A 23,786-nucleotide genomic window follows, 5' to 3' on the forward strand; every position below is an offset into this window, starting at 1 on the left:
ATTTGTTTTAATTTGTAAATTTTGCTTTTTATACTGTTAATTTTTTCTATTTGATTCTCTGCAATTTCATTTATTTAGATATTGCAAATCTTTAGCTAAAATCAAAAGATATTCTGTTTCATTTGCTGAACCTAAAGCTATGTTGAGAAATTGATTAAATTCTTTGTCACTATTTCTTCCACATCCCTCGCTAATATTGGTTGGGATTGATGAAGATGCCCTTCTAATTTGACTTGTTAATCCATATAATTCTTCCTTTGGAAAATAGAAGTCGATTTATAGATTTCTAAAGTAAAAGAATGACTTAGCTGCCAAATGTTTCTTAAATTTTCTCATTTTTAGTTTGCTTTAAGCTTTAGCCAATAGGTTATACGCTTTTATGGAAGCTTATAGCTTATGGCTTATAGCATAAAGCGATTTAGATTATCGCAAGGATATCATCCTCACGCATGATCAAATAATCAGTTCCTTCCAGTTTTAATTCTGTTCCTGCATATTTACCGTAAAGGACAGTATCACCAATTTTTACGGTCATAGTGTGATCTTTAGATCCGTTTCCTACTGCAACTACAGTTCCTTTTTGGGGTTTTTCTTTGGCAGTATCCGGAATAAAAATCCCTGAGGCAGTTTTGGTTTCAGCTGCAACAGGCTCAATAAGTACGCGATCTGAAAGCGGTTTAATGTTTAAGGCCATGATTTTATATTATTATAGTTATACGTTTTTTAATGTTCTATTTATCTTTCAGAAATTGTGCCATGCTATTTTAACTGACATTTTTTCCTAAAAAAAATGCCAGCTTTGACAGGCTGGCATTTCATTTATATATTTAAACTATTATTTAGCTGCGGGAGTTGCCGGAGCCGGAGTTTGTGGAGCCGGGGTAGCTGGAGTAGCAGCTGCCGGAGTTTCCGTTTTTTCAATAATTTTAGAGTCGGTATCACTTAAAGATCCTGTAAAACTCAAGCTTGAAAGCAAGATTAAAGCAATCAGAATAGTAGCAAGTGTCCAGGTACTTTTATCTAAGAAGTCAGTTGTTTTTTGTACCCCGCCCAACATTTGAGTTCCGCTGATAGTAGAAGACAATCCACCTCCTTTTGGGTTTTGCACCATGATTACTATGATCAATAGAAAACAAACTATTGTGATTAAAACTAAAAAAATTGAAAATGTGCTCATTGTTTAATTATTATTGTTATTTTGTTGTAAAATCTTTATATCCGAAATACGGTCTGCAAAGAAACTAATTTTTTCTGGATATTTCAAAATTAATATTTCATATGCCTGAATCGCTTTTGTATATTTTTTTTGTTCCAAATAGACCCTGGCTAATGTTTCGGTCATTAAATAAGAATTCTCTTCTTCATTAATGTTGAATTGTACCGTTGGAATTATTGGAGTTTGTTTAATTGGTGGGATTTTCGGGTTTGTTTTAATGAAATTATCGATTATTTCTTCCTTTTTCTTTTTCTCTTCATCAACTGTTTCTGTTCGGGCCGGAATTTCGATAATTGGTTCAGGAATTTTCTCTGCTTCCTTTACATTTTCTGCAGGACCATCAACTGTTCTGTCAATTGGTTCTGTTCTGGCTAATTGAAGCCATTCCTGAAAAGAGTGTGTTTCATTAACCGAAAAATCAAGAGGCCTCCCTATTTCAAGATTTTCTTCAGCTTTTTTTACCGGTTCATTAACAAGTTTAAGTGTCTCTTCAACAGTTTCTGGCTCTTCATAAACAATGTTTGAAGTTTCGATTGTCGAAACTGTCTTCGACTCTTCAATAGCATCAATCGGCAATTCACTGCTTTTTTCTTCTTCCCAAACTACTGCTGTGGTATCCGGTATCGAAATTATATCAGACTCTTCTATTACATGAATGGCTACTTCGTTAGTTTTTTGAATTTCTTCAAAAACGATTGTCGAAGTTTCTTTAGAAGTTAGTGTTGGTTCTTCAATAACAGGATCAATTTCAATTTCGATACTTTTTTGTATTTCTTCCCACACTACTGCTGTAGTATCAGGTATAACGATTATTTTGGATTCCTCTACCGGATGAAATGTTGTTTCTTCAACCTCCTCAAATACAACTGATGTTTTCTCTTGCTCAGCAATTACAGGAGGCTGTTCAATAATTTGATGAGTTAAGTCTTCTTCGATTTTTACAGGCTCTTCATAAAAAACAGGTGCGTCAACTAAAAAAGATTTTGATTCAATAGGTGTATCCTCTATTTTAACCGGTTCGTCAAAAATAACAGTTTCAGCTTCTTTTTTTGGAGTTAGGGCAGATTGTTCAATTGGCAGGTCTTCCGTTTTTATCGTTTCGTTGTAAACTACGCCCGTAGCTTCTTTTATAGAATCTAAAATGGACTGCTCAACAGGATCAATTCGGACTTCGATAATTTTTTTGAATTCTTCAGAAGAAACAATCTCGCTTCCATACACTGAAATATTCATAAGGTCACGAATTTTACGATCGTAAAATTCATCCTGAATAGAGGTAAAAGTTTCTGAGGTAATAAAATCAAATAAAACAGACCGGTCAGTTGTATGAGCGGCTGTAACTTTTAAGGCATAATTATACTTAAAGCTGTTTTGATTGTAAAGCCCTTTTAATCGCAATGCACGCGCACTTTGAAAATATGGAAATTCATTCAAAACACTTCCTAATGCCTCCGCCTGCTTTTCTGTAATAGCATCGGGCTTGTTCATTAAGTAGGTATAATCAGTTACATTCATTTTTTTTGTTTAATCGTCTAATTGTTTATTTGTTTAATAGGAGACTTTGTTAGTTAAATCATTTTTATCGCTTTAGTGAATAAACGATTTAACAGTTAAACCAAAAATTACCATTTGGCTAATGACTCGTTAAAAATATCCTGTGTGATTCTTTCAAAAATATCCCTGATAGCTTCAGTTAATACGGAGCCTACCAATTGTTGCTGTGCAGGATAATCATGATAAAATTCGAATGTTTTTTCAAAATCATCAGTTTCTTTATTTTTATTGGTAAAACGAACCATTACACGAATTGTCAAACGGTTTTGTGAAGCCTGCTGATCTGCAGTTGCAGTCATTGGTGTAACTCTGTAATCTGTGATTTCGCCTTCATAAAACAAATCACCATTGGTGCTGACTAAGTTTAAATTGGTTTGATTCATGATTAAATCCTGCAAAGCCAGTGTAAACTCTCTATCGATTCCTGGTTCAATCAAATCAGCGTTATTTTGAAAAAAGTTAACCTGAAACGTTTTTCCATCAATGGGCGAAGCACCTGTAAAGTTGTAAATCGAACAGCTGTTGAATGTAAATAAGCAAATGATTGCTAATAAAATATATAATTTTTTCATAAAATCTATAGTAAATTCCAATTTTCTAAATTCCAAATCCAATTTTATTTTTTTTCAAATATAGTAATTTGGAATTTGGAATTTATTTTTTGGAATTTGAATTTATTTATTTTTACAAATCGAATTGTTTGATTTTTCGGTATAACGTTCGTTCAGAAATACCTAATTCGTCGGCAGCTGCTTTTCGTTTCCCTTTATTTTTTTCTAATGATTTTTTTATCATCTCGATTTCTTTTTGTTCCAAACGTAAAATTTCTTCCTCTTCAATAGTTTCGGCAAACAAATAGTTGTCATCCTGTATCTGATAATTGTCTTCACGGGTTGAAGGAGTCATAACGGCCGTTCTTGGTTCTTCTTCAAAATCTATTTCGCTTTCGTTTTCCTGTGAACCATATATTTTCTGAATTAAATTAGGATTAATGTCCTGCGCTTTTGTGCCGTTTTTCATCAATTCTAAAGTAAGTTTTTTTAAGTCATTCAAATCACTTTTCATATCAAAAAGAACTTTGTACAAGATGTCTCTTTCGGTACTGAAGTCGCTGTCTTTCTTTTTGTCATTAATAACAGAAGGCAAATTTGTCCCTTCGGTGGGTAAATACGATTGTAAAGTCGCCAGTGTAATGTCCCGGCTAGTTTCTAAAACAGAAATTTGCTCCGCTACATTTCGCAACTGACGAATGTTTCCGTTCCATCTGAATTTTTGCAAAAGTTGAACCGCCCCATCATCTAATTTCAATGGCGGCATTTTGTATTTATGAGCAAAATCGGCAACAAATTTTCTAAATAACAAATGAATGTCTTCATTTCTTTCACGCAATGGCGGTAACGTAATTTCAACAGTAGTCAAACGATAATATAAATCCTCACGAAATTTTCCTTTTTCGATGGCATTAAATAAATTCACGTTTGTTGCAGCTACAATTCTCACATTGGTTTTTTGAACCTGAGATGAACCTACTTTTATAAACTCACCATTTTCCAATACACGAAGCAAACGAACCTGAGTTGTTAAAGGCAATTCGCCCACTTCATCTAAGAAAATAGTTCCGCCATCGGCAACTTCAAAATAACCTTCACGCGTACTTGTTGCACCTGTAAAAGCACCTTTTTCGTGACCAAAAAGTTCACTGTCAATGGTTCCTTCCGGAATGGCCCCACAGTTTACAGCAATATATTTACCATGCTTTCTGTGCGAAAGCGTATGAATGATTCTCGGAATATTCTCTTTACCTACACCACTTTCCCCGGTTACCATTACTGAAATGTCAGTAGGAGCAACCTGAATGGCTTTTTCAATGGCACGATTTAATTTCGGATCATTTCCAATAATCTCAAATCGTTGTTTTATTGCTTGAACTGTTTCCATGTATTTACTTTATCTTTTGCCACGAATTTCACGAATTATCTCTAATTTTTGAAATTGGGTTAATGAACAACTCTTTTATGCTGTAGTGATTTATTATTAAAATTGACTATAATTCCTAAACCACTATCTGCTAGTTTTAAATAATTTATTGTTTGAGCGGTATGTTCGTCAATGATATCCTTTGATGCTTTTATTTCCAAAATGATTTCATCATAAACTACAAAATCAGCATAAAATTTATGTGTTAAAATAATGTCTTTATATTGAATATCATATTTTTTTTCTCTTTCAAATGGAATATTATGTTTGTTGAATTCATATTCTAAAGCATCTTTGTAAACAATTTCAAGAAGCCCTCCTCCAAGTATTCTATGAACTTCCATACAAATACCTATAATTTTAAAATATTCCTCTTTCCTATATAATTCCATATTTTGTTTTAAATTGTCTGAATTATAAAATTAGTTTAATTCTTAAATAATTAAAGAAAAAAATTAGAGATAATTCGTGTAATTCGTGGCAAAAAAACTTAATTCATATCAGAATAGCCCACCGCTTCTCCTTTAAGAGTTCCGCTAGTGCAGCTTGTGATTTTGACATTTACAAAATCACCAATCTTATAATCTTCTTTCGGAAAAACTACCGTAATACTCTGAGAGTTTCTTCCGGAAAATTCCTCTATTGATTTTTTTGAAACTTTCTCTATAAGAACTTCAACTACTTGTCCTATAAATTCCTCGCTTCTAAACCAGGCATGTTTTTGCTGTAAATCGACAATTTCCTGTAATCTTCTGGCTTTTGTTTCTTCCGGAACATCATCTTCCATTTTTCTTCCTGCCAAAGTTCCCGGACGTTCAGAATAGGAATACATATAACCAAAATTATATTTCACATATTTCATTAAACTCATCGTATCTTGATGATCTTGTTCCGTTTCTGTTGGGAAACCGGCAATCATATCCTGCGAAATTGATGCATTCGGAATAATAGCCCTGATTTTATCAATCAGAGTCATATATTCTTCACGCGTGTGCAGACGATTCATTTCTTTTAAAATTCTGTTGCTTCCGGATTGTACCGGTAAGTGGATATGTTTGCAAATATTCGGATGTTTCGCAATAACATGCAGTACACTTTCGTGCATATCCTGCGGATTAGAAGTCGAAAACCGAATACGCATTTTAGGAAATCCAACAGCCACCATCTCCAACAATTGATCAAAATCAACTGCCGTTGCTTTTTGCATTTCAGAAGCGTTTTCAAAATCTTTTTTCAAACCGCCGCCGTACCAAAGGTAACTGTCAACGTTCTGACCCAAAAGGGTAATTTCCTTAAAACCGTTGTCCCACAAATCCTGAATTTCTTTCATGATACTTTGCGGCTCACGGCTACGCTCACGTCCACGTGTAAAAGGCACAACGCAAAACGTACACATATTATCACATCCACGGGTAATCGAAACCAAAGCTGTAATCCCGTTACTCATCAAACGAACCGGCGAAATATCTCCGTATGTTTCCTCTTTCGATAAAATTACATTAATGGCGTCACGTCCTTCCTCAACTTCTGCCAGTAAATTCGGCAAATCTTTGTAGGCATCAGGTCCAACCACAAGATCGACTATTTTTTCTTCCTCCAGAAACTGACTTTTTAAACGCTCGGCCATACAGCCCAAAACGCCTACTTTCATTTTTGGATTAATACGCTTTACCGCATTATATTTTTCCAGACGTTTACGAATTGTCTGTTCTGCCTTATCCCGGATCGAGCAGGTATTCACTAATACTAAATCGGCATCTTCAAGTGTTTGGGTGGTATTGTAGCCATTAATGGACAAAATCGAAGCTACAATTTCACTGTCCGAAAAATTCATCGCACAACCGTAACTTTCTATAAAAAGCTTTTTGGTATTCTCAGGTTTATTTTCTAAAACAAGACTTTCGCCCTGTTTGCTTTCTTCAATAATCTTTTCCATTTTGTAATTTCAAAGTGCAAAGATAACGCAAAAGGTATAAAGATGACAAGATGTCAGATAAAGAATTAACAAAAATTAAGAATTGCAGAATGCTGATTAGTGATTTAAGATTTCACTAATCGTAGCTTTAAATATGTGATGCGTTAGTTTTTCAATCAAAAATCAGCAATCGTTAATCTTTAATCAAATCAGAAGCTGTTTCCGGCTTTCCGTTTCAAGTCCTCATAAAAAAAGTAAAAGTTTCCAATGTTTTAAAAAGAGCTTCCGCTGGTCGCTTTTTTAAAACAGGAAACTTTTACTTTTTTTACTCCGGGCTTTACACTGTAATCCGGGCTAGGGCAATCTGAAAATAAAAGAGCTTTTCCCGGACTTAAACCTTTAAAAATTATACCTATATATATTATCAATCTGTTTACAGATAAATCTGTAATTTTTGGAATGATAACTTCAAAATAATTCAAAAATCACTTATCCGGGTTGATATTTAAAAAAAACTTCTACTTTTGTTGCAGAAAAAAAGATCAATGGCAAAGAATTTAGTAATAGTGGAATCACCTGCAAAGGCGAAAACGATAGAGAAATTTCTGGGTAGCGATTTTCAGGTAGAGTCAAGTTATGGTCACATAGCCGACTTACCATCAAAGGAAATCGGAGTAGATGTAGAGAATGGTTTTAAACCTAAATATGAAGTTTCTCCAGACAAAAAAGCCTTAGTAAGTAAATTAAAAGCACTATCTAAAAATGCCGAAATGGTTTGGTTGGCAAGTGATGAGGACCGCGAAGGGGAAGCAATTTCATGGCATCTTGCGGAAGAATTAAAACTGGATAGCAAAAAAACCAAAAGAATTGTTTTTCACGAGATTACCAAGTCGGCAATTCTTAAAGCAATCGAGAATCCAAGAGAAATTGATTATAATTTAGTAAATGCGCAACAGGCACGTCGCGTTTTAGACCGTTTGGTGGGTTATGAATTATCTCCGGTTTTATGGAGAAAAATTAAAGGCGGACTTTCTGCCGGACGTGTGCAATCAGTTTCTGTTCGTTTAATTGTAGAAAGAGAACGTGAAATTCAGAACTTTAATGCAGTTGCAAGTTATTCAGTTGTCGCAGAATTTGTCAATGAAGCCGGAAAAGCTTTCAAAGCCAAATTGCCTAAAAATTTCAATACTAAAAAAGAAGCCGAAGATTTTCTAAAACAAAACATTGGATCAAACTATAAAGTTTCTGATTTAGAAACAAAACCTACCAAAAAATCACCAACAGCACCTTTTACAACTTCAACATTACAACAAGAAGCTGCAAGAAAATTGTATTTACCGGTTGGAATCACTATGCAGCTGGCACAACGTTTATACGAGGCCGGGCTTATAACATATATGAGAACAGATAGTGTAAACCTTTCTAAAGATGCAATGGATGCTGCTGAAGCTGAAATTATAAAATCATATGGAAAAGAATTCTCGAAACCCCGAACTTTTACCAACAAAAGTAAAGGGGCACAGGAAGCGCACGAAGCAATTCGTCCGACAGATATGTCTCGCCATACGGTGAATATTGATCGTGACCAGGCCCGTTTGTATGATTTGATCTGGAAAAGAACACTGGCATCTCAAATGAGCGATGCGCAATTAGAAAGAACCAACGTAAAAATTGAAGCAAATAACCACAGCGAGATCTTTACAGCATCCGGAGAAGTATTGCTTTTTGAAGGTTTCCTGAAAGTTTATCTTGAAGGTCATGATGATGATGAGGAAGAACAGGAAGGAATGCTGCCGGCAATGAAAGTAAACGAAAAGCTGGCTAATAATTATATTACGGCTACAGAAAGATATTCAAGACCGCCAGCACGTTATACTGAAGCGTCTTTGGTAAAAAAATTAGAAGAACTAGGAATTGGACGTCCGTCTACATATGCACCCACTATTTCGACTATCATCAACAGAAATTATGTTGAAAAAGGAACTCTGGAAGGTCAGGAACGTAATTATACACAACTTATTTTGCAAGCTAGTAAAGTAGGAGAGAAGTTGCTTAAAGAAAATACAGGTTCGGATAAAGGTAAATTAGTACCAACAGATATTGGAACTATTGTAACAGATTTCCTGGTTAAGAATTTCGGAAATATTCTGGATTATAATTTCACTGCAAAAGTAGAACAGGATTTTGATGAAATTGCAGAAGGAAATATTGATTGGGCAACCATGATGCAGGAGTTTTATGATAAATTCCACCCAAATGTAAAAGATGTTGAAGCCAATGCTGAAAGAGAAAGCGGGGAAAGAATCCTGGGGAAAGATGCTGAAGGAAGACAGGTTTCGGTTCGTTTAGGAAAGTTTGGCCCAATGGCTCAAATTGGAGAAGCAGATGACGAAGATAAAAAGTTTGCCAGCTTAATGGCAGAACAGAATATTGGAAATATTACGCTTGAAGAAGCATTAAACCTGTTTTTGCTGCCTAAAAATTTAGGAGAATATAAAGATGAAGAAGTTGAAGTAAGTAACGGACGCTACGGACCATATATTCGCCATGGAAGTGTGTTTATTTCTTTGCCAAGAGGAGAAGATCCACTGGCGGTTACCAAAGAAAGAGCCCGTGAATTGATTGATGAAAAGGCAATTGCTGATGCGCCAATCGCGGTTTATAAAGGAGAAGGAGTGCAGAAGGGGGTTGGTCGTTTTGGCCCTTTTATAAAATGGAATGGTATCTTTATTAATGTAAGCAAAAAGTACAATTTTGATAATTTATCTCAAAAAGAAGTAGAAGAATTGATTGAGGATAAATTGCAAAAGAATATTGATAAGGTACTTCATAATTGGGAAGATGAAGGAATTTTGGTTGAAAAAGCCCGATGGGGACGTTCGGTAATTACAAAAGGTAAAATTAAAATAGAATTAAGCAAAGATGTTGATGCTACAAAATTGACATTAGCTGAAGTTCAGGAAATGATTGCCAAGAAAACGCCAGCCAAAAAAACACCGGCAAAAAAAGCAACGACAGCTAAGAAAGCTGCTGTAAAAAAACCAGTTGCTAAAAAGAAATAAGAATGGAATTTGATTTTCTAAAACCAGTTGATGAGACTATTTTACAATTTATTGACTCACTTTCTTCTCAGGAATTAGGCAGTAAAGTTGTTTTTCATACGCAGGATCAATTTCCGGATATTAGTAAAATCAACATTGCAATAGTCGGTGTGCTGGAAGATCGCAGAAATATAAATATAATTAATGCAGTAAATTTATCAGCAGTTCGTAAAAAACTTTACAGCATGTTTCCTGGTAATTGGGATGCTTCAATTGCTGATTTAGGTGATATTCTTTCAGGAGATTCTGTTGAAGATACCTATTTTGCCCTTAAAAAAGTGACATCAACTTTAATAAAAAATAAAGTCATTCCGATAGTTATTGGAGGTTCACAGGATTTAACCTATGCTTTATACCGCGCTTATGATGATTTAGAGCAAATGGTAAATTTAGTTTCAGTTGACAATAAATTTGATTTTGGAAAAGAAAATGAAATTGTTTCATCGAGTTCTTATCTTACTAAAATCATTATTGATGAGCCAAATAATTTGTTTAATTATTGTAATATAGGTTATCAGACTTATTATAATTCACAGGAAGAGATAGATTTAATCGAAAAATTATTTTTTGATGCATATCGTTTAGGCGAAATCTCAAATAATATTGCTTTGGCAGAACCTGTTTTTAGAGATGCTGACCTGGTAAGTTTTGATTTGAATTCAGTCAAATCATCAGATTCCGGGAATATGGTTTCTTTTGAGCCAAATGGTTTTAATGGAAAAGAAATTTGTTCTTTATCAAGATATGCCGGAATTAGTGATAAGGTTTCAGCTTTTGGTATTTTTAATCATAATAGCACAGCTTCAGAGTCGGTTTTAATTACACAGATAATATGGTATTTTATTGAGGGTTATCATTATCGCTCAAAAGAATATCCATTTGGCAGCAGGGCCAATTATTTAAAATATATTATACCGTTGGAAAATGAAGAGTTGATTTTTTATAAAAGTGACAAAACGGATAGATGGTGGATTGAAATTCCATATGTTTTAGAGGGTAATAATAAACTAAAAAGAAATACGTTATTATCGTGTTCTTATGAAGAATATTTATGCGCTTGTAATCAGGAATTACCGGAAAGATGGTGGAAAGCGCAGCGAAAAAACGTTTTGTAATTAAAATTTTTTGTTAAAAACCTTAATTTTATGATTTTATAATGGTTTTGTTTAATTTTTATTAGCAGGAATAATATTTCAAAAATTATAAAAACATGCTTTTGGTCGATTATTTTCGACATTTAGTCGATGAAATATTTTTTTTTTAATTTTTTTAACATTATTTTTGAATGTTAAAATAAATATAGAGAGAATATTGTTTTTTTAAAAAATAATAAATACGTTTACGGACTTATAATAATGAATAGAAATCCCAAATTTATATGAAGAAGTTTATTGCATTTGCGACAATGTTAACACTAGTAATTAGCTGTGGAAAATCAGGTGATAAAGGTGAATTAGTAGGTGTGCAAGGAGGAAAATGGCATCCCGAAAAGCCTTATGGTATGACTTTGGTTCCAGGTGGATCATTTATTATGGGTAAATCAGATGCTGATTTGGCTGCTGTAGAAGATGCTCCGACAAAAACCGTAACAGTTCGTTCGTTTTATATGGACGAAACAGAAATCACCAATGCTGAGTATCGTCAGTTTGTGGAATGGGTAAAAGACTCAACAATGAGAGTTCGTTTGGCTATTCTGGCAGATGAGACTGGGCAAAAAGGAACTGGCGGAACAGGAAAAAAAGCTGGTAGTATTGCTGATTATGCATTTAATGATTCTGAACCGGATAAAATGACTGCTTATGATAAATATATGTATGATAATTATTATAGTGTAGGAACAAAAGATGATCCTTATGCAGGCAGAAAATTAAACAAAAAAGTTAAATTAATAAAAGATACTAAAGCATACCCGGATGAATATTACGCTGAGGTAATGGATTCTATGTATTTGCCAATTGAAGAGTCTTATAACGGTTTGAGAACAATTGATGTAAATAAATTGAAATTCCGTTACTCATGGATGGATATTCAGGCTGCTGCAAAAGCTAAAGTAGGTAAAAGAAAAGATTTTGTTAAAACAGAACAGGTAAATGTTTATCCTGATACTACAGTTTGGATTAAAGATTTTGCTTATTCTTATAATGAGCCAATGCATAATGATTATTTCTGGCATAAAGCTTATGGGGATTATCCAGTAGTTGGTACAACCTGGAAACAGGCTAAAGCATTTTGTGCATGGAGAACCTTAAATAAAAACAGTTACATCAAATCTAAGAAAAAAGGACGTGATTTAGTTAATGCATTTCGATTACCAACTGAAGCAGAATGGGAATATGCTGCAAGAGGGGGTCTTGAATCTGCAACTTACCCTTGGGGTGGTCCTTACACAAAAAGTGACAGAGGCTGTTTTCTGGCAAACTTTAAACCAAGCAGAGGTGATTATGCCGCTGATGAAGCTTTATATACTGTAGAAGCTAAATCATATGAGGTGAATGGTTACGGATTGTATAATATGGCCGGGAATGTTGCAGAGTGGACAGATTCTGCCTATAATCCAAATGCTTACGAATATGTTTCTACTATGAATCCGAATGTAATTGATGGAAAGAATCAAAGAAAAGTTGTTCGTGGTGGTTCATGGAAAGATGTGGCTTACTTTTTACAGGTAAGTACCCGTGATCATGAATATGCAGATTCAGCAAGAAGTTATATTGGGTTTAGAACCGTACAGGATTATATGGGTACTCAGGTAACCGGAAATAAAAAAAAGTAAATTAAAATTAAAATCAATAACCTAAATCTAAATTAAAACCTAAAAACAAGTATTATTATGGCATTATTAAGTAAAAAAGCAATGAATTTCGCTTATGGTATGGGAGCGGCAGTGGTAATTATTGGAGCGTTATTCAAAATTACTCACTTTGAAATTGGACCGTTAACTGGTACCGTTATGCTTTCTGTGGGATTGTTAACTGAGGCATTAATTTTTGCACTTTCTGCTTTTGAACCTGTTGATGAAGAGTTAGACTGGACTCTTGTTTATCCAGAATTGGCAAATGGTCAGGCTAGAAAAAAAACTGACAAAGCTGAAACTCCTTCTGATGCTCAGGGTTTATTATCTCAAAAATTAGACATAATGCTTAAAGAAGCTAAAATTGACAGTGAGTTAATGTCAAGCTTAGGAAACAGTATTAAAAATTTCGAGGGAGCTGCAAAAGCAATTTCTCCAACAGTAGATTCTATTGCAGGACAAAAGAAATATGCTGATGAAATAGCTATGGCTGCTGCACAAATGGAATCATTAAACAGTTTGTATAAAGTACAATTAGAAAGTGCTTCAAGAAATACTGAAGCAAATAATGAAATAGCTGACAACGCATCTAAATTAAAAGAACAAATGCAATCTATGACTGCAAATATTGCTTCTTTAAACAATGTTTACGGTGGAATGCTTTCTGCAATGAGTAACAAAGGATAATTAGTTTTTAACTATATATTAAATTTATTAATAAGAACTAATTAAAAAAAAATGGCAGGAGGAAAATTAACCCCTAGACAGAAGATGATTAACCTGATGTATCTGGTTTTCATCGCAATGTTAGCAATGAATGTATCAAAAGAAGTTATATCTGCTTTTGGTCTGATGAATGAAAAGTTTGAAAGTGCAAATACTAGTTCAACTGAAACAAATGCAAGTTTATTGATGTCTTTAGATCAAAAAGCTGCTGAAGCAAAAGGAGAATTCGCAATTGCTGCAGAAACAGCTCATAAAATTGAAACTATTTCAAAAGAGTTTTATGATTATATCGGTGCTTTAAAAGCTCAATCTATTAAAGGATTTGAAGTTGAAAAAGAAACGGGTAAATTACCTTATGAGTCTATGGACAGAGGAGATAATATCGACGACTGGTTTACAGGAGACGGTTACACTAAAAAAGGTAATGAAATTATCTCTAAAATTGAGAAATATAAATCAGATATTAAAGCTGCTTTAGGTACAGAAAAAAAATATGCTGGTATTATTTCTGAAATTGAGAAAAAATTTGATGTTTCTGAAGTAAAAAACAAGGATGGTATAAAAGAAAAATACTTAGCATATCACTTTAAAGGATTTCCAGCAATTGCATCAGCTGCTAAACTTTCTGCATGGCAGAATGATGTTAAAAAAGTAGAAGCAGATGTTTACAATAGTGCTTTAGGAAAAGCTGCTGTAGCTGCTGCATCTTACAGTAATTATCAGGCAATTGTTGTTTTAGATAAAAATGCTTATTTCCAGGGAGAAAAAGTTACCGGTAAAGTAGTTTTGGGACGTTATGACGAGAATACAAAACCAACTTCATTTCAGGGACCTGGACAAATTGTAAACGGACAAGCAGTTATTTCGTTAACAGCCGGAGGTGTTGGAGAACAAAACATCAATGGACAATTTACTTTCTTAGAAGACGGGAAAAATATTCCACTTAAATTTGAAGGAAAATACGTTGTAGTTCCAAGACCAAACTCTGCTACTATTTCTGCTGATAAAATGAATGTGGTATATAGAGGTGTTGTTAATCCAATCTCTGTATCATTTGCTGGTGTTGATGCTAACAAAATTGTTGCAAGTGCTCCAGGCTTAAACTCAGCTGGTAAACCAGGTAAATATAACATGAGCCCGGGACAAGGTACAGAAACAACAATTTCTGTTACAGGAACATTGCCAAACGGAGAAAAAGTTACAGATAAGAAAACATTCAGAATTAAAGGTATTCCAGGGCCAACAGGAACAATTAGAGGTGAAATGGGTGTTGTTACAGGACCTAAATCTAATTTAGAAATTGCTACTATTGGTGCTAAATTGCTTGATTTTGATTTTGAAGTTGGTTTGGATGTTGTTGGATTTAATTTAAAAATTGCCGGGCAGCCTACAGTTGTAGTGAACGGTAACAGATTAAATGCACAATGTAAATCAGTTCTTTCTAAAGCAGGAAGAGGTGATCAGGTTACAATTTCTGAAATTAAAACTAAACTTGTTGGAGCAGGAAGTTATTTACTACCAAGAACGGCTCCGGTAATTTATGAAATACAATAATAAAGTAGGTAAAACTACGTTCAATATCTTATAATGATATCATGATGAAAGTAAGAAATTTTTTAATAGCTATAGTTTCTATCGCAGGAGGTTTTTCTTCGTTTGCGCAATCAAATTTGCTTAATGCGAAAACTCCGGATCAGATAGGTCTTAAGACGCCGGCACAACTTATCTCAGATAATGATAAGCCATTGGCTTATGGTTACGTAGATGACAGAGATGTATTAATGGGGAAAACAACTTGGGAAATTATTGATTTAAATGAAAAAATCAACTTTCCATTATATTTTCCTATAGATACAGCTAACATAGGTTCCAATAGACGTTCTTTATATGATGTTTTAACGAAAGCTCTTAAAAATGGGAAAATAACAGAAGTATATACTGATAGTTATTTCAATACTAAAAAATCTATGAAAGATATCGAGGGTTCATTATCCCGTATTGATACTACAGATGCTGGTAGAGAATTAATTAACCAATATCCGGATGACTATAAAACACATGTTGTGAAGAAAAAAGTTGTTACCGGAACTGGTAAAAAAAAGGTTGTTACTTATGTTGAAGAAACAGTTGGTGCAACAAGAACAGTTCCATCTGAGTATATATTGAAACAAGATCTTACTGCTCAGGATGTTTCTGAGTATAAAATTAAAGGATATTGGTATTTTGATAAACGCCAAAGTGAATTGAAATATCGTTTACTTGGTATTTGTCCGGTAACTCCTGATGTTTACACTATGAATAGTGACGAAAAGGATTATATTGAATTGTTTTGGGTTTTCTATCCAAATGCAAGAGAAGTTTTGCATGAAGCAAAAGCTTTTAATGACAATAATTCAGCATTGCCGATTTCATTCGATCAGATTTTGAATTCCAGACGTTTTAATGCTGTTATTTACAAAGAAGAAAACTTGTACGGAGATCGTGAGATTAAAGAATACATGAAAGATAATGCACAAAATCAATTGTTGGAATCAGAGAGAGTGAAAGAAAAGATTCGTAATTTCGAACAAGATATGTGGAACTACTAAGTAGTTGAAATTTACATCATAAAAAAACTCTTACTATATTTATAGTAAGAGTTTTTTCATTTAAACCATTAATACATGATTGATTTTATAATTGTCGGATCTGGATTAGCAGGAATTTCTTTTGCAGAAACAGCTTTAAAACACAACAAAACGATTTTAATGATTGATGATAAATCTCAAAACTCATCAAGAATTGCAGGTGGGCTGTATAATCCTGTGATTTTAAAAAGATTTAGTGAAGTATGGCAGGCTCAGGAACAACTCAACATAATGAATTATTTTTATGAAAATATTCAATCTAAACTCAGTCAAAAATTTAATTTTAAACTTCCAATTTTAAGAAAATTTTTCTCTATAGAAGAGCAGAATAACTGGTTCTCAGCTTCGGATAAAAAAAACTTAGCCCCTTTTTTATCTACAAAATTAGTTTACAAGAAATATAGTGGAATTGAGTCACCATATAATTATGGAGAGGTTTTACATACAGGATATGTAGATACTGTTTTGTTATTAGATAGCTACAAAAAATACTTATTGAAAAATAATTTACTATTAGAGGAGTTTTTTGATTACCGTCTTATTGAATTTTTGAATTTTGGAATACAGTATAAAAATATTAAGGCACATCATATTATTTTTGCGGAAGGCTTTGGTTTGCATAAAAATCCCTTTTTTAATTATTTACCTTTAGATGGTACAAAAGGTGAATTATTTATCATAAAAGCCCCTCAGCTGAACTTAGATGTTATTGTTAATACCAGTGTTTTTATATTGCCATTGGGGGATAATTTATTCAAAGTAGGTGCAACATACAACTGGCAAGACAAAACAGATGTGCCAACAGAAGAGGGAAAGCAGGAACTTCTGGAACGTATCAGGGAAATTATTATATGCGATTTCGAGATTATAAAGCATTTCGCAGGAGTCAGGCCAACAGTTAAAGACAGAAGACCATTAATTGGTACGCATCATGACCGTAAGTCAATACATATCCTGAATGGTTTAGGAACACGTGGTGTAATGCTTGGTCCGGCAATGGCAGAAGCGTTATTCAAAAAAATTGAAAATGAAATCCCTTTAAGTGCAGAAATTGATATCAGGAGATTTCATAAAAGATATTTAAAGTCACTTACTTTTGACCGGCCTTAGGATCATAAGACACAAACATATTAATGTAAATATTTCTTGATAAACGTAAGATGAATGGAAGCAAAAGGACTAATATTACAATTATGGATATGAAAGAATATCCGATAGAGGCTTTAAAAAAAACAAATGAAATAATAAATGTGGCAACTCCTAAGGCAACATTTAATCCATAGCTCACATACATTGCGCCATAAAAGAATGAAGGTTCAATTTGGTATTTTAATCCACAATGACTGCATTTTTCATTCATTTTTAGAACTTTAGTCAAATGCAGGGGGTTTTTGTCAGAATACATGCTTTCATTTTGACATTTAGGACAACTTCCTGTTAAAATACTATTTAATTTCAATCCTTTTTTTAACATTTGCAAAAAATTTATTTTCCATCAATTTGGGATTGTAAATTTACACAATCAATTAGTTATAAAATAACATTACATGCTTAATATACATAATTTATCGGTTTCTTTCGGAGGTTCTTATTTGTTTGAAGAAGTAACTTTTCGTTTAGGTGCCGGTGATAGAGTTGGACTTGTTGGGAAAAATGGTGCAGGTAAATCTACGATGCTAAAAATTCTGGCAGGAGATTTTAAACCAGATTCCGGTCAAATAGCCACCGAAAAAGAAATCAAAATGGGTTTTTTGCGTCAGGATATCGATTTTGAGCAAGGAAGAACCGTTCTTGAAGAAGCTTATGAAGCTTTTACGGATATTAAAATTGTTGAAAAAAAATTAGAGCAAATTAACCATCAACTGGTTACCAGAACCGATTATGAAAGTGAAGAATACAGTCAGATTATTGAAGATTTATCTGATTATACCCATCGTTTTGAATTATTAGGAGGGTATAATTATGTGGGAGATACTGAGAAAATTCTTTTAGGATTAGGTTTTAAAAGAGAAGTTTTCAATAACCAGACTGAGACATTTTCAGGAGGCTGGAGAATGCGTATCGAATTAGCAAAATTACTATTACAATCGAATGATGTTTTGCTTCTGGATGAGCCAACGAATCACCTGGATATTGAGAGTATCATTTGGCTGGAGAGTTTCCTTCGTAATTACCCCGGTGTTGTAGTAATTGTATCGCACGATAAAATGTTCTTAGATAATGTTACGAATCGCACTATTGAAATTTCATTAGGGAAAGCTTACGATTTCAATAAACCCTATTCCCAATATTTAGAATTGCGCCATGAAATTCGCGAAAAGCAATTGGCTACACAAAAGAACCAGGCTAAAAAAATTGAAGAAACCGAGAAATTAATCGAGAAATTCCGTGCAAAAGCTTCAAAAGCTTCAATGGCGCAATCGTTGATTAAAAAATTAGATAAAGTAGAGAGAATTGAAGTTGATGAAGATGATAATTCTGTAATGAATATTTCTTTTCCGGTTTCAAAAGAACCAGGCCGGGTTGTAGTTGAAGCTGAACATGTTACAAAAGCCTACGGAGATAAGGTTATTTTAAAAGATATTGATTTATTAGTGGAACGCGGAAGTAAAATTGCTTTTGTAGGACAGAATGGTCAGGGAAAATCAACTTTTATTAAAGCTATAGTAGATGAGTTTGAATACGAAGGAAATATCAAATTAGGACACAACGTACAGTTGGGTTATTTTGCCCAAAATCAGGCTGAATATCTTGATGGCGAAATTACATTGCTTCAAACGATGGAAGATGCAGCAATGGATACGAATCGTTCTAAAGTTCGTGACATGTTAGGTTCCTTTTTGTTCCGTGGTGATGATGTCGAGAAAAAAGTAAAAGTACTTTCAGGAGGAGAACGTAACCGTTTAGCACTTTGTAAGTTGTTATTGCAGCCAATCAATGTATTGCTGATGGATGAGCCAACGAATCACTTAGATATCAAATCTAAGAATGTTTTGAAGGCCGCTCTTCAAAAATTTGGCGGGACTTTACTATTGGTTTCGCACGACAGGGATTTCCTTCAGGGAATGTCGAATATCGTGTATGAATTCAAAGATCAAAAAATAAAAGAATATTTAGGCGATATCAACTATTTCTTAGAGCAACGCAATCTTGAAAACATGCGCGAGGTCGAGAAAAAAGATGTTGCCAAAGCTGCGGCTCCAAAAGAAAGTAATAAAACTTCATATGAAGATCAGAAAAAAGGAAAAGCGTTACAAAACAAATTAAGCAAAGTCGAAAGTCAAATCAAGCAATTAGAAAGAGACATTCAGCACGATGATAAATTGTTAGCCTCTAATTATGATAAACATATCGAAGATGCTTCCTTTTTCACAGCATATAACAAAAAGAAAAAAGACCTGGATCAATTATTATTGGATTGGGAAATTGTTCAGGAAGAAATAGATAATTTTAGCGCTTAATAGTTTCGGGAGCTATTTCCAGCTTTCCGTTACAAGTCCTCACAAAAAAACCTGTATTTCTAATGTCGTAAAAAGAGCTTCTTTCAGTCGCTTTTTTACAACAGGAAATACAGGGTTTTTGCTCCGGGCTTTTCTCTGCAATCTGGGCTGGGACAATAGTAATTTAGAAGTTTCAAAACTTCGGATGTATTTTCAGATATATATCGATTCAAAATTATTTAATAATGCCGATAGATTTAGAATGCATAATCGCTTCACTACTGTCCTTAAAATAGCAAACAGAAACCTCCAGGTTTTCCAGATTTTTTAAAATTGCCTTTGTGTTTTCTTTTGGATATTTGCCTGTTTGTCTGATATAAACTGCTTTTACGGTAACAGGGAATATTTTGCAGATTTGCTCGTATAAAAATGGATCGTGTTGTGAATCATCTCCTAATAAAACATATTTAAGATTCGGATAAAACTCCAAAACATGTTTTATTTTATCAAACTTATGATTGTGGTTACCTCTTCCGCTCATAAAAAAATCTGCAATACCCGTTTTAATATCTTTTAATAAAATAACAGCTCTTGGCAACTGATGGATTTTGGTAAATTTTACAATAAAACGATACAGGTTCCATTCGCTGCTCGAAATATAAAAAAAAGCATTCTGTTCCTCTTTGTTGTTTCTTCCGGCAGAGCTCAAGGCCTGATAATGTGGGACAACATCTTTAAAAACCTTTCTGTCATTTACATTTTTAAATAAAAGGATGTACATTTTTTTAAATACATTTCGCGTATGTGAAATCAAAAAAGTATCATCAATATCCGAAATGATGCCTACGTTGCCCTTATGTGGCCTTATAAAACTTCCGGTTGATGTAATAATTTCATTTAGGTATTTAATACTTACTTCATATTGCATCCATCCAAAATTGAACTCTATTTCAAGCGGAATACAGAATTTAAAATAACCATCATCCAGAGTTTTGGTGTGAATTTCTAAGTCGCCAAGCTTAAGGTATACATCAAAGTTTTTAATGGTTTTTATCTGAAAAAGATTGACTATAGAAGTAGCATTTTTAAAGTTTTTCTTTTGAAAATCATAATCATTGTCAGTTCTGAAAACATGTCCCATTACGATTAATTCCTGTTCATTTGCATAACCCCGATATAATTGTAAAATTGGTTTCATTAATGTGTACTTTTATAGAAGCTGTAAATTAATTATTTTAATCGATTTTTAAAGATAAAATTTTGAAAAAGAATATCATTTTCGTGGTAAACCCAATTTCTGGGGATTTAGATAAATCAGATTTGATTGAAGCTGTAACGGAATTTGCGGATAATAATCATTTTAATTTGAATGTATATGAAACAACTGGCAATAATGATTCAGCAGAGTTAAAAAAACTTTATAATCAACATGTTCCTGAACGCATCGTAGTAGCCGGTGGTGACGGTACCATAAAAATGGTTGCCGAAGCCATGGAAAATCACGATGTTATTATTGGAATTTTGCCAGCAGGTTCTGCGAACGGATTATCAGTAGATTTAAATTTGCCCGGCACAGTCGAAGAAAATTTAAAAATTGCTTTTTTGAATCACTATATAGAAATGGATATGATTTGCATTAACGGCAAAAAAAGTATTCACTTAAGTGATATCGGAATCAATGCTGATCTGGTTAAGAATTATGAAGAAAGTAATTTGCGAGGATTTTGGGGTTATGCTTTGCAAGCCTATACAACTCTGGCAGATTCAAACGAACCTTTTGTAGCAACGATTACCGCAAATAAAAAAACCGTTGAGCACACTGCCAGAATAGTCGTAATTGCCAATTCTCAGAAATATGGAACAGGTGTAACTATTAATCCAAATGGGGCTATGAACGATGGAAGATTCGAATTGGTAATTTTAAAAAGCCTGGATATATTATTACTGGGAAAAATTATTACAGGGAATATGCCAATAGATTCAGAGGATATTGTGATTATTTCGACGGATAAAGCTGAAATCAAAACAAATTATCCCGTTAATTTTCAAATTGACGGAGAATATTGTGGTGCCCAAACATTATTGGAAATTCATATTTTACATAAACAGATGAAAATTGCAGTTACGTAAATGACCATTATTTAAACGGGTTTCGTTCCTGCCATTCGGTTTTAGGTTCCAGATAATCAAATAATTTACCAATGTTATGATTGATCAGAGCATTGCTGTGCGTAATTAAGCCATACATTTTTACAGGTTTTGCTCCTATGGAACTTTTTATTTCAAGAGCGGTTCTGGCAAAAACAATCTCTTTGAACCCCTGATTAATTGAATAGGCAATCATGTCGTAAAGCATGTTTAGATATAGCATTTTCTCGCGTTGTATACTTTCATCGTAGCCAAGAAAATAGGTATCCATTACATTTCCATTTTTGATAAGAGTATTGAAGCCTATAAGTTCCCCGTCTAAAAAATAACCATACAGCAAAAAGTCATCTTTCATGATTTCTTTAAAAAAGCTAAAGTGGTTTCGGGCCAGGAAAAAAGTATTGAAAGGAGCATTTTTAGCGACATGAAAGTATAAGTCGTAAATAATATCTTCATGCTTTTTAATGTCAGACAAAGACATTTTTTGTTTTTCGATTCCGTTAGCTTTTTTCCTGGCACGTTTATATTGATCACGATATTTTTTAGATAATGCATCAACATAATCCTGTTCTGATGTCCAATTTTCATTGATTTCAAAAACCATATTAGGCTGGGTTGAAAATGTAAAATTGTTTTTAAATTCAGCTTGTAGTGGTTTAATTTCTGTCGCTGTAAAATCTTTTATACTGGTTATATGTACTTTTTTTCCATTTGCTTTCAGCTGTTTTTTTAGCTGGGTGATTGCTTTATGGAGTGTTTTAATCGCTTTAGACTGCTTTACGTTTTTATCAAAAGCAAATGCATTTTGCCCGGTTAGCATATTGTTACCGATGAACAAAACGTGCGATGCAAAATTTTTGAAAGCAAAATTTCGAACAGAGGTTTTTAAGCACTTATCGCGTTCTCCAAAAGATTGCAGTTTTTCTGCAAATAAAAATTGAGTTACGATAATACCGCAAAGTTGCTCTTCTTCAAAAAATCCAATAAAATGGCAAATCATATTTATAGGAGAAGAATTTTCCAGAACTTCGAGATATTCCCGTGTCAAAAAAATGTTATCTGTAGCTAGCGTATTCCATTCTAAAGGTAGTAATGATACGCTATTGTATATTTCGAAAGAATAAGTTGTATTCAAATGTGGAAGCTAATTTTTTCAAAATTAGATAATATTTATAATAACCTGCTTTCTTTATGTTATTATTAAGAAAAACCCGTTTGAGATTTAGTTTCAAGCGGGTTTTACATTTATGAATTTAGGCAAATTGACAAATAATTCCGCCCATTAAAGTTAGGGTTACCATCCAGAATCCGGCATTAACGAAAATATATTTCCAGGATTTTCTTTCGAATAATCCAGTAATTCCTATGATTGGGAAAGCAAAAAACAAACCTGACATGAATCCATGAAGCGCACCATGCTTAAAAGTCCTGTAAACCGTTCCGTAATCAGCCATGAAAGCATTAAATGACGGCTTCGCACTATCAATTAACGGAGGTCCCCCAATCATTCCAATGGCCCCGGATTGATGGATGGTTAGTCCCATTTCAATCAACGTTATCATTAGAGAAAAGATATAGGTAAGCCCGAAAATCTTAAGCATGTTTCCTTTTTGGAGTTCTTCCTGAGTTAAATTATTTTCTTTCATCCAGATATTCCCGAAAACTTTTGGATTGTACCAGATGAAACCAACAACTAGTGTGACAGCAGCTGAAGCTAATAATGCAAAAGGGTTAATTTCCATGATATGAGGTTTTTATAATTAGTTTTTCAAATTTAATTAAAAATGACGAAATAAAAGTTACTAAAAAAATAATAATTTAATATAGTTATTATTGTGGTTTCCTTTTTTTTTATAACTTTAATCAAGAATTCAGCAATTATTAAAAGTTTGAAGTTATTTATATCTAATTTATCCACATTATTAAATTTAATACTATGGTAGTACAGTATCAGGGAAAACAAAATGGGGTTTCTACAACATTCACAATAAGAATTATTGGCAACAATCTTTCAAAAAGCAGCTCTAATTACCAGATTGATTTATTGGTTGGCGATAAACAATTGCCAACATTTACGACTTCAATCCACCAGAGTTTATCTAATTGTTTAAAAGAAATTTATTTGTTCAGGAAGCACAATGGAATCGACTTTGATGCTTCATCAGAGAAAATGGCACCTTTATTTGTGCCATACGACAAGGTTTTATATGATTATAATAAATATGCATTGTTTAGAGCATAAGTTTTATAATGAACTCTCAAAAAGAAAGACTGCCCAATGGCAGTCTTTC

22 protein-coding genes are annotated in these 23,786 nt (G+C 33.5%); 10 read left to right on the forward strand and 12 right to left on the reverse strand.

Annotated elements, in window-relative coordinates; all coding sequences use genetic code 11:
• Positions 1 to 66: 66 nt before the first annotated feature.
• From J2W48_RS06705 to miaB, 8 genes are all read right to left on the reverse strand, one after another.
• Positions 67 to 276, reverse strand: a complete 210-nt coding sequence (locus tag J2W48_RS06705) for a four helix bundle protein (protein ID WP_310279832.1) — start codon at positions 274 to 276, stop codon at positions 67 to 69.
• Positions 277 to 418: 142 nt separating this feature from the next.
• Positions 419 to 694 (reverse strand): co-chaperone GroES, encoded by a 276-nt coding sequence (locus J2W48_RS06710; RefSeq protein WP_110306346.1) that lies wholly within the window; start codon positions 692 to 694, stop codon positions 419 to 421.
• Between the two features lie 141 nt (positions 695 to 835).
• Positions 836 to 1,177 carry a preprotein translocase subunit SecG gene (gene secG / locus J2W48_RS06715; protein ID WP_310279662.1) on the reverse strand — a complete coding sequence of 114 codons (342 nt, stop codon included), beginning with the start codon at positions 1,175 to 1,177 and terminating at the stop codon, positions 836 to 838.
• A gap of 3 nt (positions 1,178 to 1,180) precedes the next feature.
• Complete coding sequence (locus J2W48_RS06720; protein ID WP_310279664.1) at positions 1,181 to 2,731, reverse strand: tetratricopeptide repeat protein; 1,551 nt, start codon at positions 2,729 to 2,731, stop codon at positions 1,181 to 1,183.
• Between the two features lie 107 nt (positions 2,732 to 2,838).
• The gene (locus J2W48_RS06725) at positions 2,839 to 3,342 is read right to left on the reverse strand and encodes an LptE family protein (RefSeq protein WP_310279666.1); all 504 of its coding nucleotides are present in this window, start codon (positions 3,340 to 3,342) and stop codon (positions 2,839 to 2,841) included.
• A 112-nt stretch (positions 3,343 to 3,454) separates the two neighbouring features.
• Entirely contained in the window at positions 3,455 to 4,708 is a 1,254-nt protein-coding gene (locus J2W48_RS06730; protein WP_310279668.1) for a sigma-54 interaction domain-containing protein, read from the reverse strand.
• A gap of 59 nt (positions 4,709 to 4,767) precedes the next feature.
• Positions 4,768 to 5,139, reverse strand: coding sequence for a GxxExxY protein (locus J2W48_RS06735; RefSeq protein WP_310279670.1), 372 nt, complete (start codon positions 5,137 to 5,139; stop codon positions 4,768 to 4,770).
• Between the two features lie 98 nt (positions 5,140 to 5,237).
• Positions 5,238 to 6,683 (reverse strand): tRNA (N6-isopentenyl adenosine(37)-C2)-methylthiotransferase MiaB, encoded by a 1,446-nt coding sequence (miaB, locus tag J2W48_RS06740; RefSeq protein WP_310279672.1) that lies wholly within the window; start codon positions 6,681 to 6,683, stop codon positions 5,238 to 5,240.
• 524 nt (positions 6,684 to 7,207) lie between these two features.
• Between miaB and topA the strand changes: the two genes are divergently transcribed.
• From topA to J2W48_RS06775, 7 genes are all read left to right on the forward strand, one after another.
• Positions 7,208 to 9,724, forward strand: a complete 2,517-nt coding sequence (gene topA, locus J2W48_RS06745; RefSeq protein ID WP_310279673.1) for a type I DNA topoisomerase — start codon at positions 7,208 to 7,210, stop codon at positions 9,722 to 9,724.
• Between the two features lie 2 nt (positions 9,725 to 9,726).
• A complete protein-coding gene (locus J2W48_RS06750; protein WP_310279674.1) occupies positions 9,727 to 10,878 on the forward strand; it encodes a formimidoylglutamase in 1,152 nt (383 codons plus the stop codon).
• 263 nt (positions 10,879 to 11,141) lie between these two features.
• The gene (gene porK, locus J2W48_RS06755; protein WP_310279677.1) at positions 11,142 to 12,536 is read left to right on the forward strand and encodes a T9SS ring complex lipoprotein PorK/GldK; all 1,395 of its coding nucleotides are present in this window, start codon (positions 11,142 to 11,144) and stop codon (positions 12,534 to 12,536) included.
• Between the two features lie 57 nt (positions 12,537 to 12,593).
• The gene (gene porL / locus J2W48_RS06760) at positions 12,594 to 13,241 is read left to right on the forward strand and encodes a type IX secretion system motor protein PorL/GldL (protein WP_310279679.1); all 648 of its coding nucleotides are present in this window, start codon (positions 12,594 to 12,596) and stop codon (positions 13,239 to 13,241) included.
• 51 nt (positions 13,242 to 13,292) lie between these two features.
• Entirely contained in the window at positions 13,293 to 14,834 is a 1,542-nt protein-coding gene (porM, locus tag J2W48_RS06765) for a type IX secretion system motor protein PorM/GldM (protein ID WP_310279681.1), read from the forward strand.
• Between the two features lie 44 nt (positions 14,835 to 14,878).
• Complete coding sequence (gene porN / locus J2W48_RS06770) at positions 14,879 to 15,868, forward strand: type IX secretion system ring subunit PorN/GldN (RefSeq protein WP_310279834.1); 990 nt, start codon at positions 14,879 to 14,881, stop codon at positions 15,866 to 15,868.
• Positions 15,869 to 15,943: 75 nt separating this feature from the next.
• The gene (locus tag J2W48_RS06775; protein ID WP_310279683.1) at positions 15,944 to 17,017 is read left to right on the forward strand and encodes an NAD(P)/FAD-dependent oxidoreductase; all 1,074 of its coding nucleotides are present in this window, start codon (positions 15,944 to 15,946) and stop codon (positions 17,015 to 17,017) included.
• On the opposite strand, the gene J2W48_RS06780 is transcribed toward J2W48_RS06775, so the two are convergent.
• Positions 16,998 to 17,381, reverse strand: a complete 384-nt coding sequence (locus tag J2W48_RS06780; protein ID WP_310279684.1) for a DUF983 domain-containing protein — start codon at positions 17,379 to 17,381, stop codon at positions 16,998 to 17,000. The genes J2W48_RS06775 and J2W48_RS06780 overlap by 20 nt on opposite strands.
• 73 nt (positions 17,382 to 17,454) lie before the next feature.
• On the opposite strand from J2W48_RS06780, the gene J2W48_RS06785 reads away from it, so the two are divergent.
• Positions 17,455 to 19,368 carry an ABC-F family ATP-binding cassette domain-containing protein gene (locus J2W48_RS06785; protein WP_310279686.1) on the forward strand — a complete coding sequence of 638 codons (1,914 nt, stop codon included), beginning with the start codon at positions 17,455 to 17,457 and terminating at the stop codon, positions 19,366 to 19,368.
• 214 nt (positions 19,369 to 19,582) lie between these two features.
• Here the strand turns inward: J2W48_RS06785 and J2W48_RS06790 are convergent, their stop codons facing one another.
• A complete protein-coding gene (locus J2W48_RS06790) occupies positions 19,583 to 20,545 on the reverse strand; it encodes an App1 family protein (RefSeq protein WP_310279688.1) in 963 nt (320 codons plus the stop codon).
• Positions 20,546 to 20,607: 62 nt separating this feature from the next.
• Here J2W48_RS06790 and J2W48_RS06795 point away from each other — a divergent pair, with 62 nt between their 5' ends.
• On the forward strand, positions 20,608 to 21,477 hold the full coding sequence (locus tag J2W48_RS06795; protein ID WP_310279690.1) for a diacylglycerol/lipid kinase family protein: 870 nt from the start codon (positions 20,608 to 20,610) through the stop codon (positions 21,475 to 21,477).
• A gap of 7 nt (positions 21,478 to 21,484) precedes the next feature.
• Here J2W48_RS06795 and J2W48_RS06800 read toward each other — a convergent pair whose 3' ends face one another.
• Positions 21,485 to 22,630, reverse strand: a complete 1,146-nt coding sequence (locus J2W48_RS06800; RefSeq protein ID WP_310279692.1) for a GNAT family N-acetyltransferase — start codon at positions 22,628 to 22,630, stop codon at positions 21,485 to 21,487.
• A gap of 118 nt (positions 22,631 to 22,748) precedes the next feature.
• Positions 22,749 to 23,237, reverse strand: coding sequence for a DUF1761 domain-containing protein (locus J2W48_RS06805; protein ID WP_310279694.1), 489 nt, complete (start codon positions 23,235 to 23,237; stop codon positions 22,749 to 22,751).
• Between the two features lie 194 nt (positions 23,238 to 23,431).
• Here J2W48_RS06805 and J2W48_RS06810 point away from each other — a divergent pair, with 194 nt between their 5' ends.
• On the forward strand, positions 23,432 to 23,737 hold the full coding sequence (locus J2W48_RS06810; protein ID WP_310279696.1) for a hypothetical protein: 306 nt from the start codon (positions 23,432 to 23,434) through the stop codon (positions 23,735 to 23,737).
• Positions 23,738 to 23,786 lie beyond the last annotated feature (49 nt).

The sequence above is a fragment of the Flavobacterium piscis genome, from assembly GCF_031457575.1.
GTDB classification, from domain to species: Bacteria; Bacteroidota; Bacteroidia; order Flavobacteriales; family Flavobacteriaceae; genus Flavobacterium; species Flavobacterium piscis_A.

What these genes read in the sequence shown, in the direction of transcription:
- J2W48_RS06735 (WP_310279670.1), bottom strand. Translation starts at nt 5,139, where the DNA reads ATGGAATTATATAGGAAAGAGGAATATTTTAAAATTATAGGTATTTGT.
- miaB (WP_310279672.1), bottom strand. Translation starts at nt 6,683, where the DNA reads ATGGAAAAGATTATTGAAGAAAGCAAACAGGGCGAAAGTCTTGTTTTA.
- J2W48_RS06710 (WP_110306346.1), bottom strand. Translation starts at nt 694, where the DNA reads ATGGCCTTAAACATTAAACCGCTTTCAGATCGCGTACTTATTGAGCCT.
- J2W48_RS06775 (WP_310279683.1), top strand. Translation starts at nt 15,944, where the DNA reads ATGATTGATTTTATAATTGTCGGATCTGGATTAGCAGGAATTTCTTTT.
- J2W48_RS06785 (WP_310279686.1), top strand. Translation starts at nt 17,455, where the DNA reads ATGCTTAATATACATAATTTATCGGTTTCTTTCGGAGGTTCTTATTTG.
- porN (WP_310279834.1), top strand. Translation starts at nt 14,879, where the DNA reads ATGAAAGTAAGAAATTTTTTAATAGCTATAGTTTCTATCGCAGGAGGT.
- J2W48_RS06725 (WP_310279666.1), bottom strand. Translation starts at nt 3,342, where the DNA reads ATGAAAAAATTATATATTTTATTAGCAATCATTTGCTTATTTACATTC.
- porM (WP_310279681.1), top strand. Translation starts at nt 13,293, where the DNA reads ATGGCAGGAGGAAAATTAACCCCTAGACAGAAGATGATTAACCTGATG.
- J2W48_RS06730 (WP_310279668.1), bottom strand. Translation starts at nt 4,708, where the DNA reads ATGGAAACAGTTCAAGCAATAAAACAACGATTTGAGATTATTGGAAAT.
- porL (WP_310279679.1), top strand. Translation starts at nt 12,594, where the DNA reads ATGGCATTATTAAGTAAAAAAGCAATGAATTTCGCTTATGGTATGGGA.
- topA (WP_310279673.1), top strand. Translation starts at nt 7,208, where the DNA reads ATGGCAAAGAATTTAGTAATAGTGGAATCACCTGCAAAGGCGAAAACG.
- secG (WP_310279662.1), bottom strand. Translation starts at nt 1,177, where the DNA reads ATGAGCACATTTTCAATTTTTTTAGTTTTAATCACAATAGTTTGTTTT.
- J2W48_RS06780 (WP_310279684.1), bottom strand. Translation starts at nt 17,381, where the DNA reads ATGTTAAAAAAAGGATTGAAATTAAATAGTATTTTAACAGGAAGTTGT.
- J2W48_RS06790 (WP_310279688.1), bottom strand. Translation starts at nt 20,545, where the DNA reads ATGAAACCAATTTTACAATTATATCGGGGTTATGCAAATGAACAGGAA.
- J2W48_RS06810 (WP_310279696.1), top strand. Translation starts at nt 23,432, where the DNA reads ATGGTAGTACAGTATCAGGGAAAACAAAATGGGGTTTCTACAACATTC.
- porK (WP_310279677.1), top strand. Translation starts at nt 11,142, where the DNA reads ATGAAGAAGTTTATTGCATTTGCGACAATGTTAACACTAGTAATTAGC.
- J2W48_RS06805 (WP_310279694.1), bottom strand. Translation starts at nt 23,237, where the DNA reads ATGGAAATTAACCCTTTTGCATTATTAGCTTCAGCTGCTGTCACACTA.
- J2W48_RS06750 (WP_310279674.1), top strand. Translation starts at nt 9,727, where the DNA reads ATGGAATTTGATTTTCTAAAACCAGTTGATGAGACTATTTTACAATTT.
- J2W48_RS06720 (WP_310279664.1), bottom strand. Translation starts at nt 2,731, where the DNA reads ATGAATGTAACTGATTATACCTACTTAATGAACAAGCCCGATGCTATT.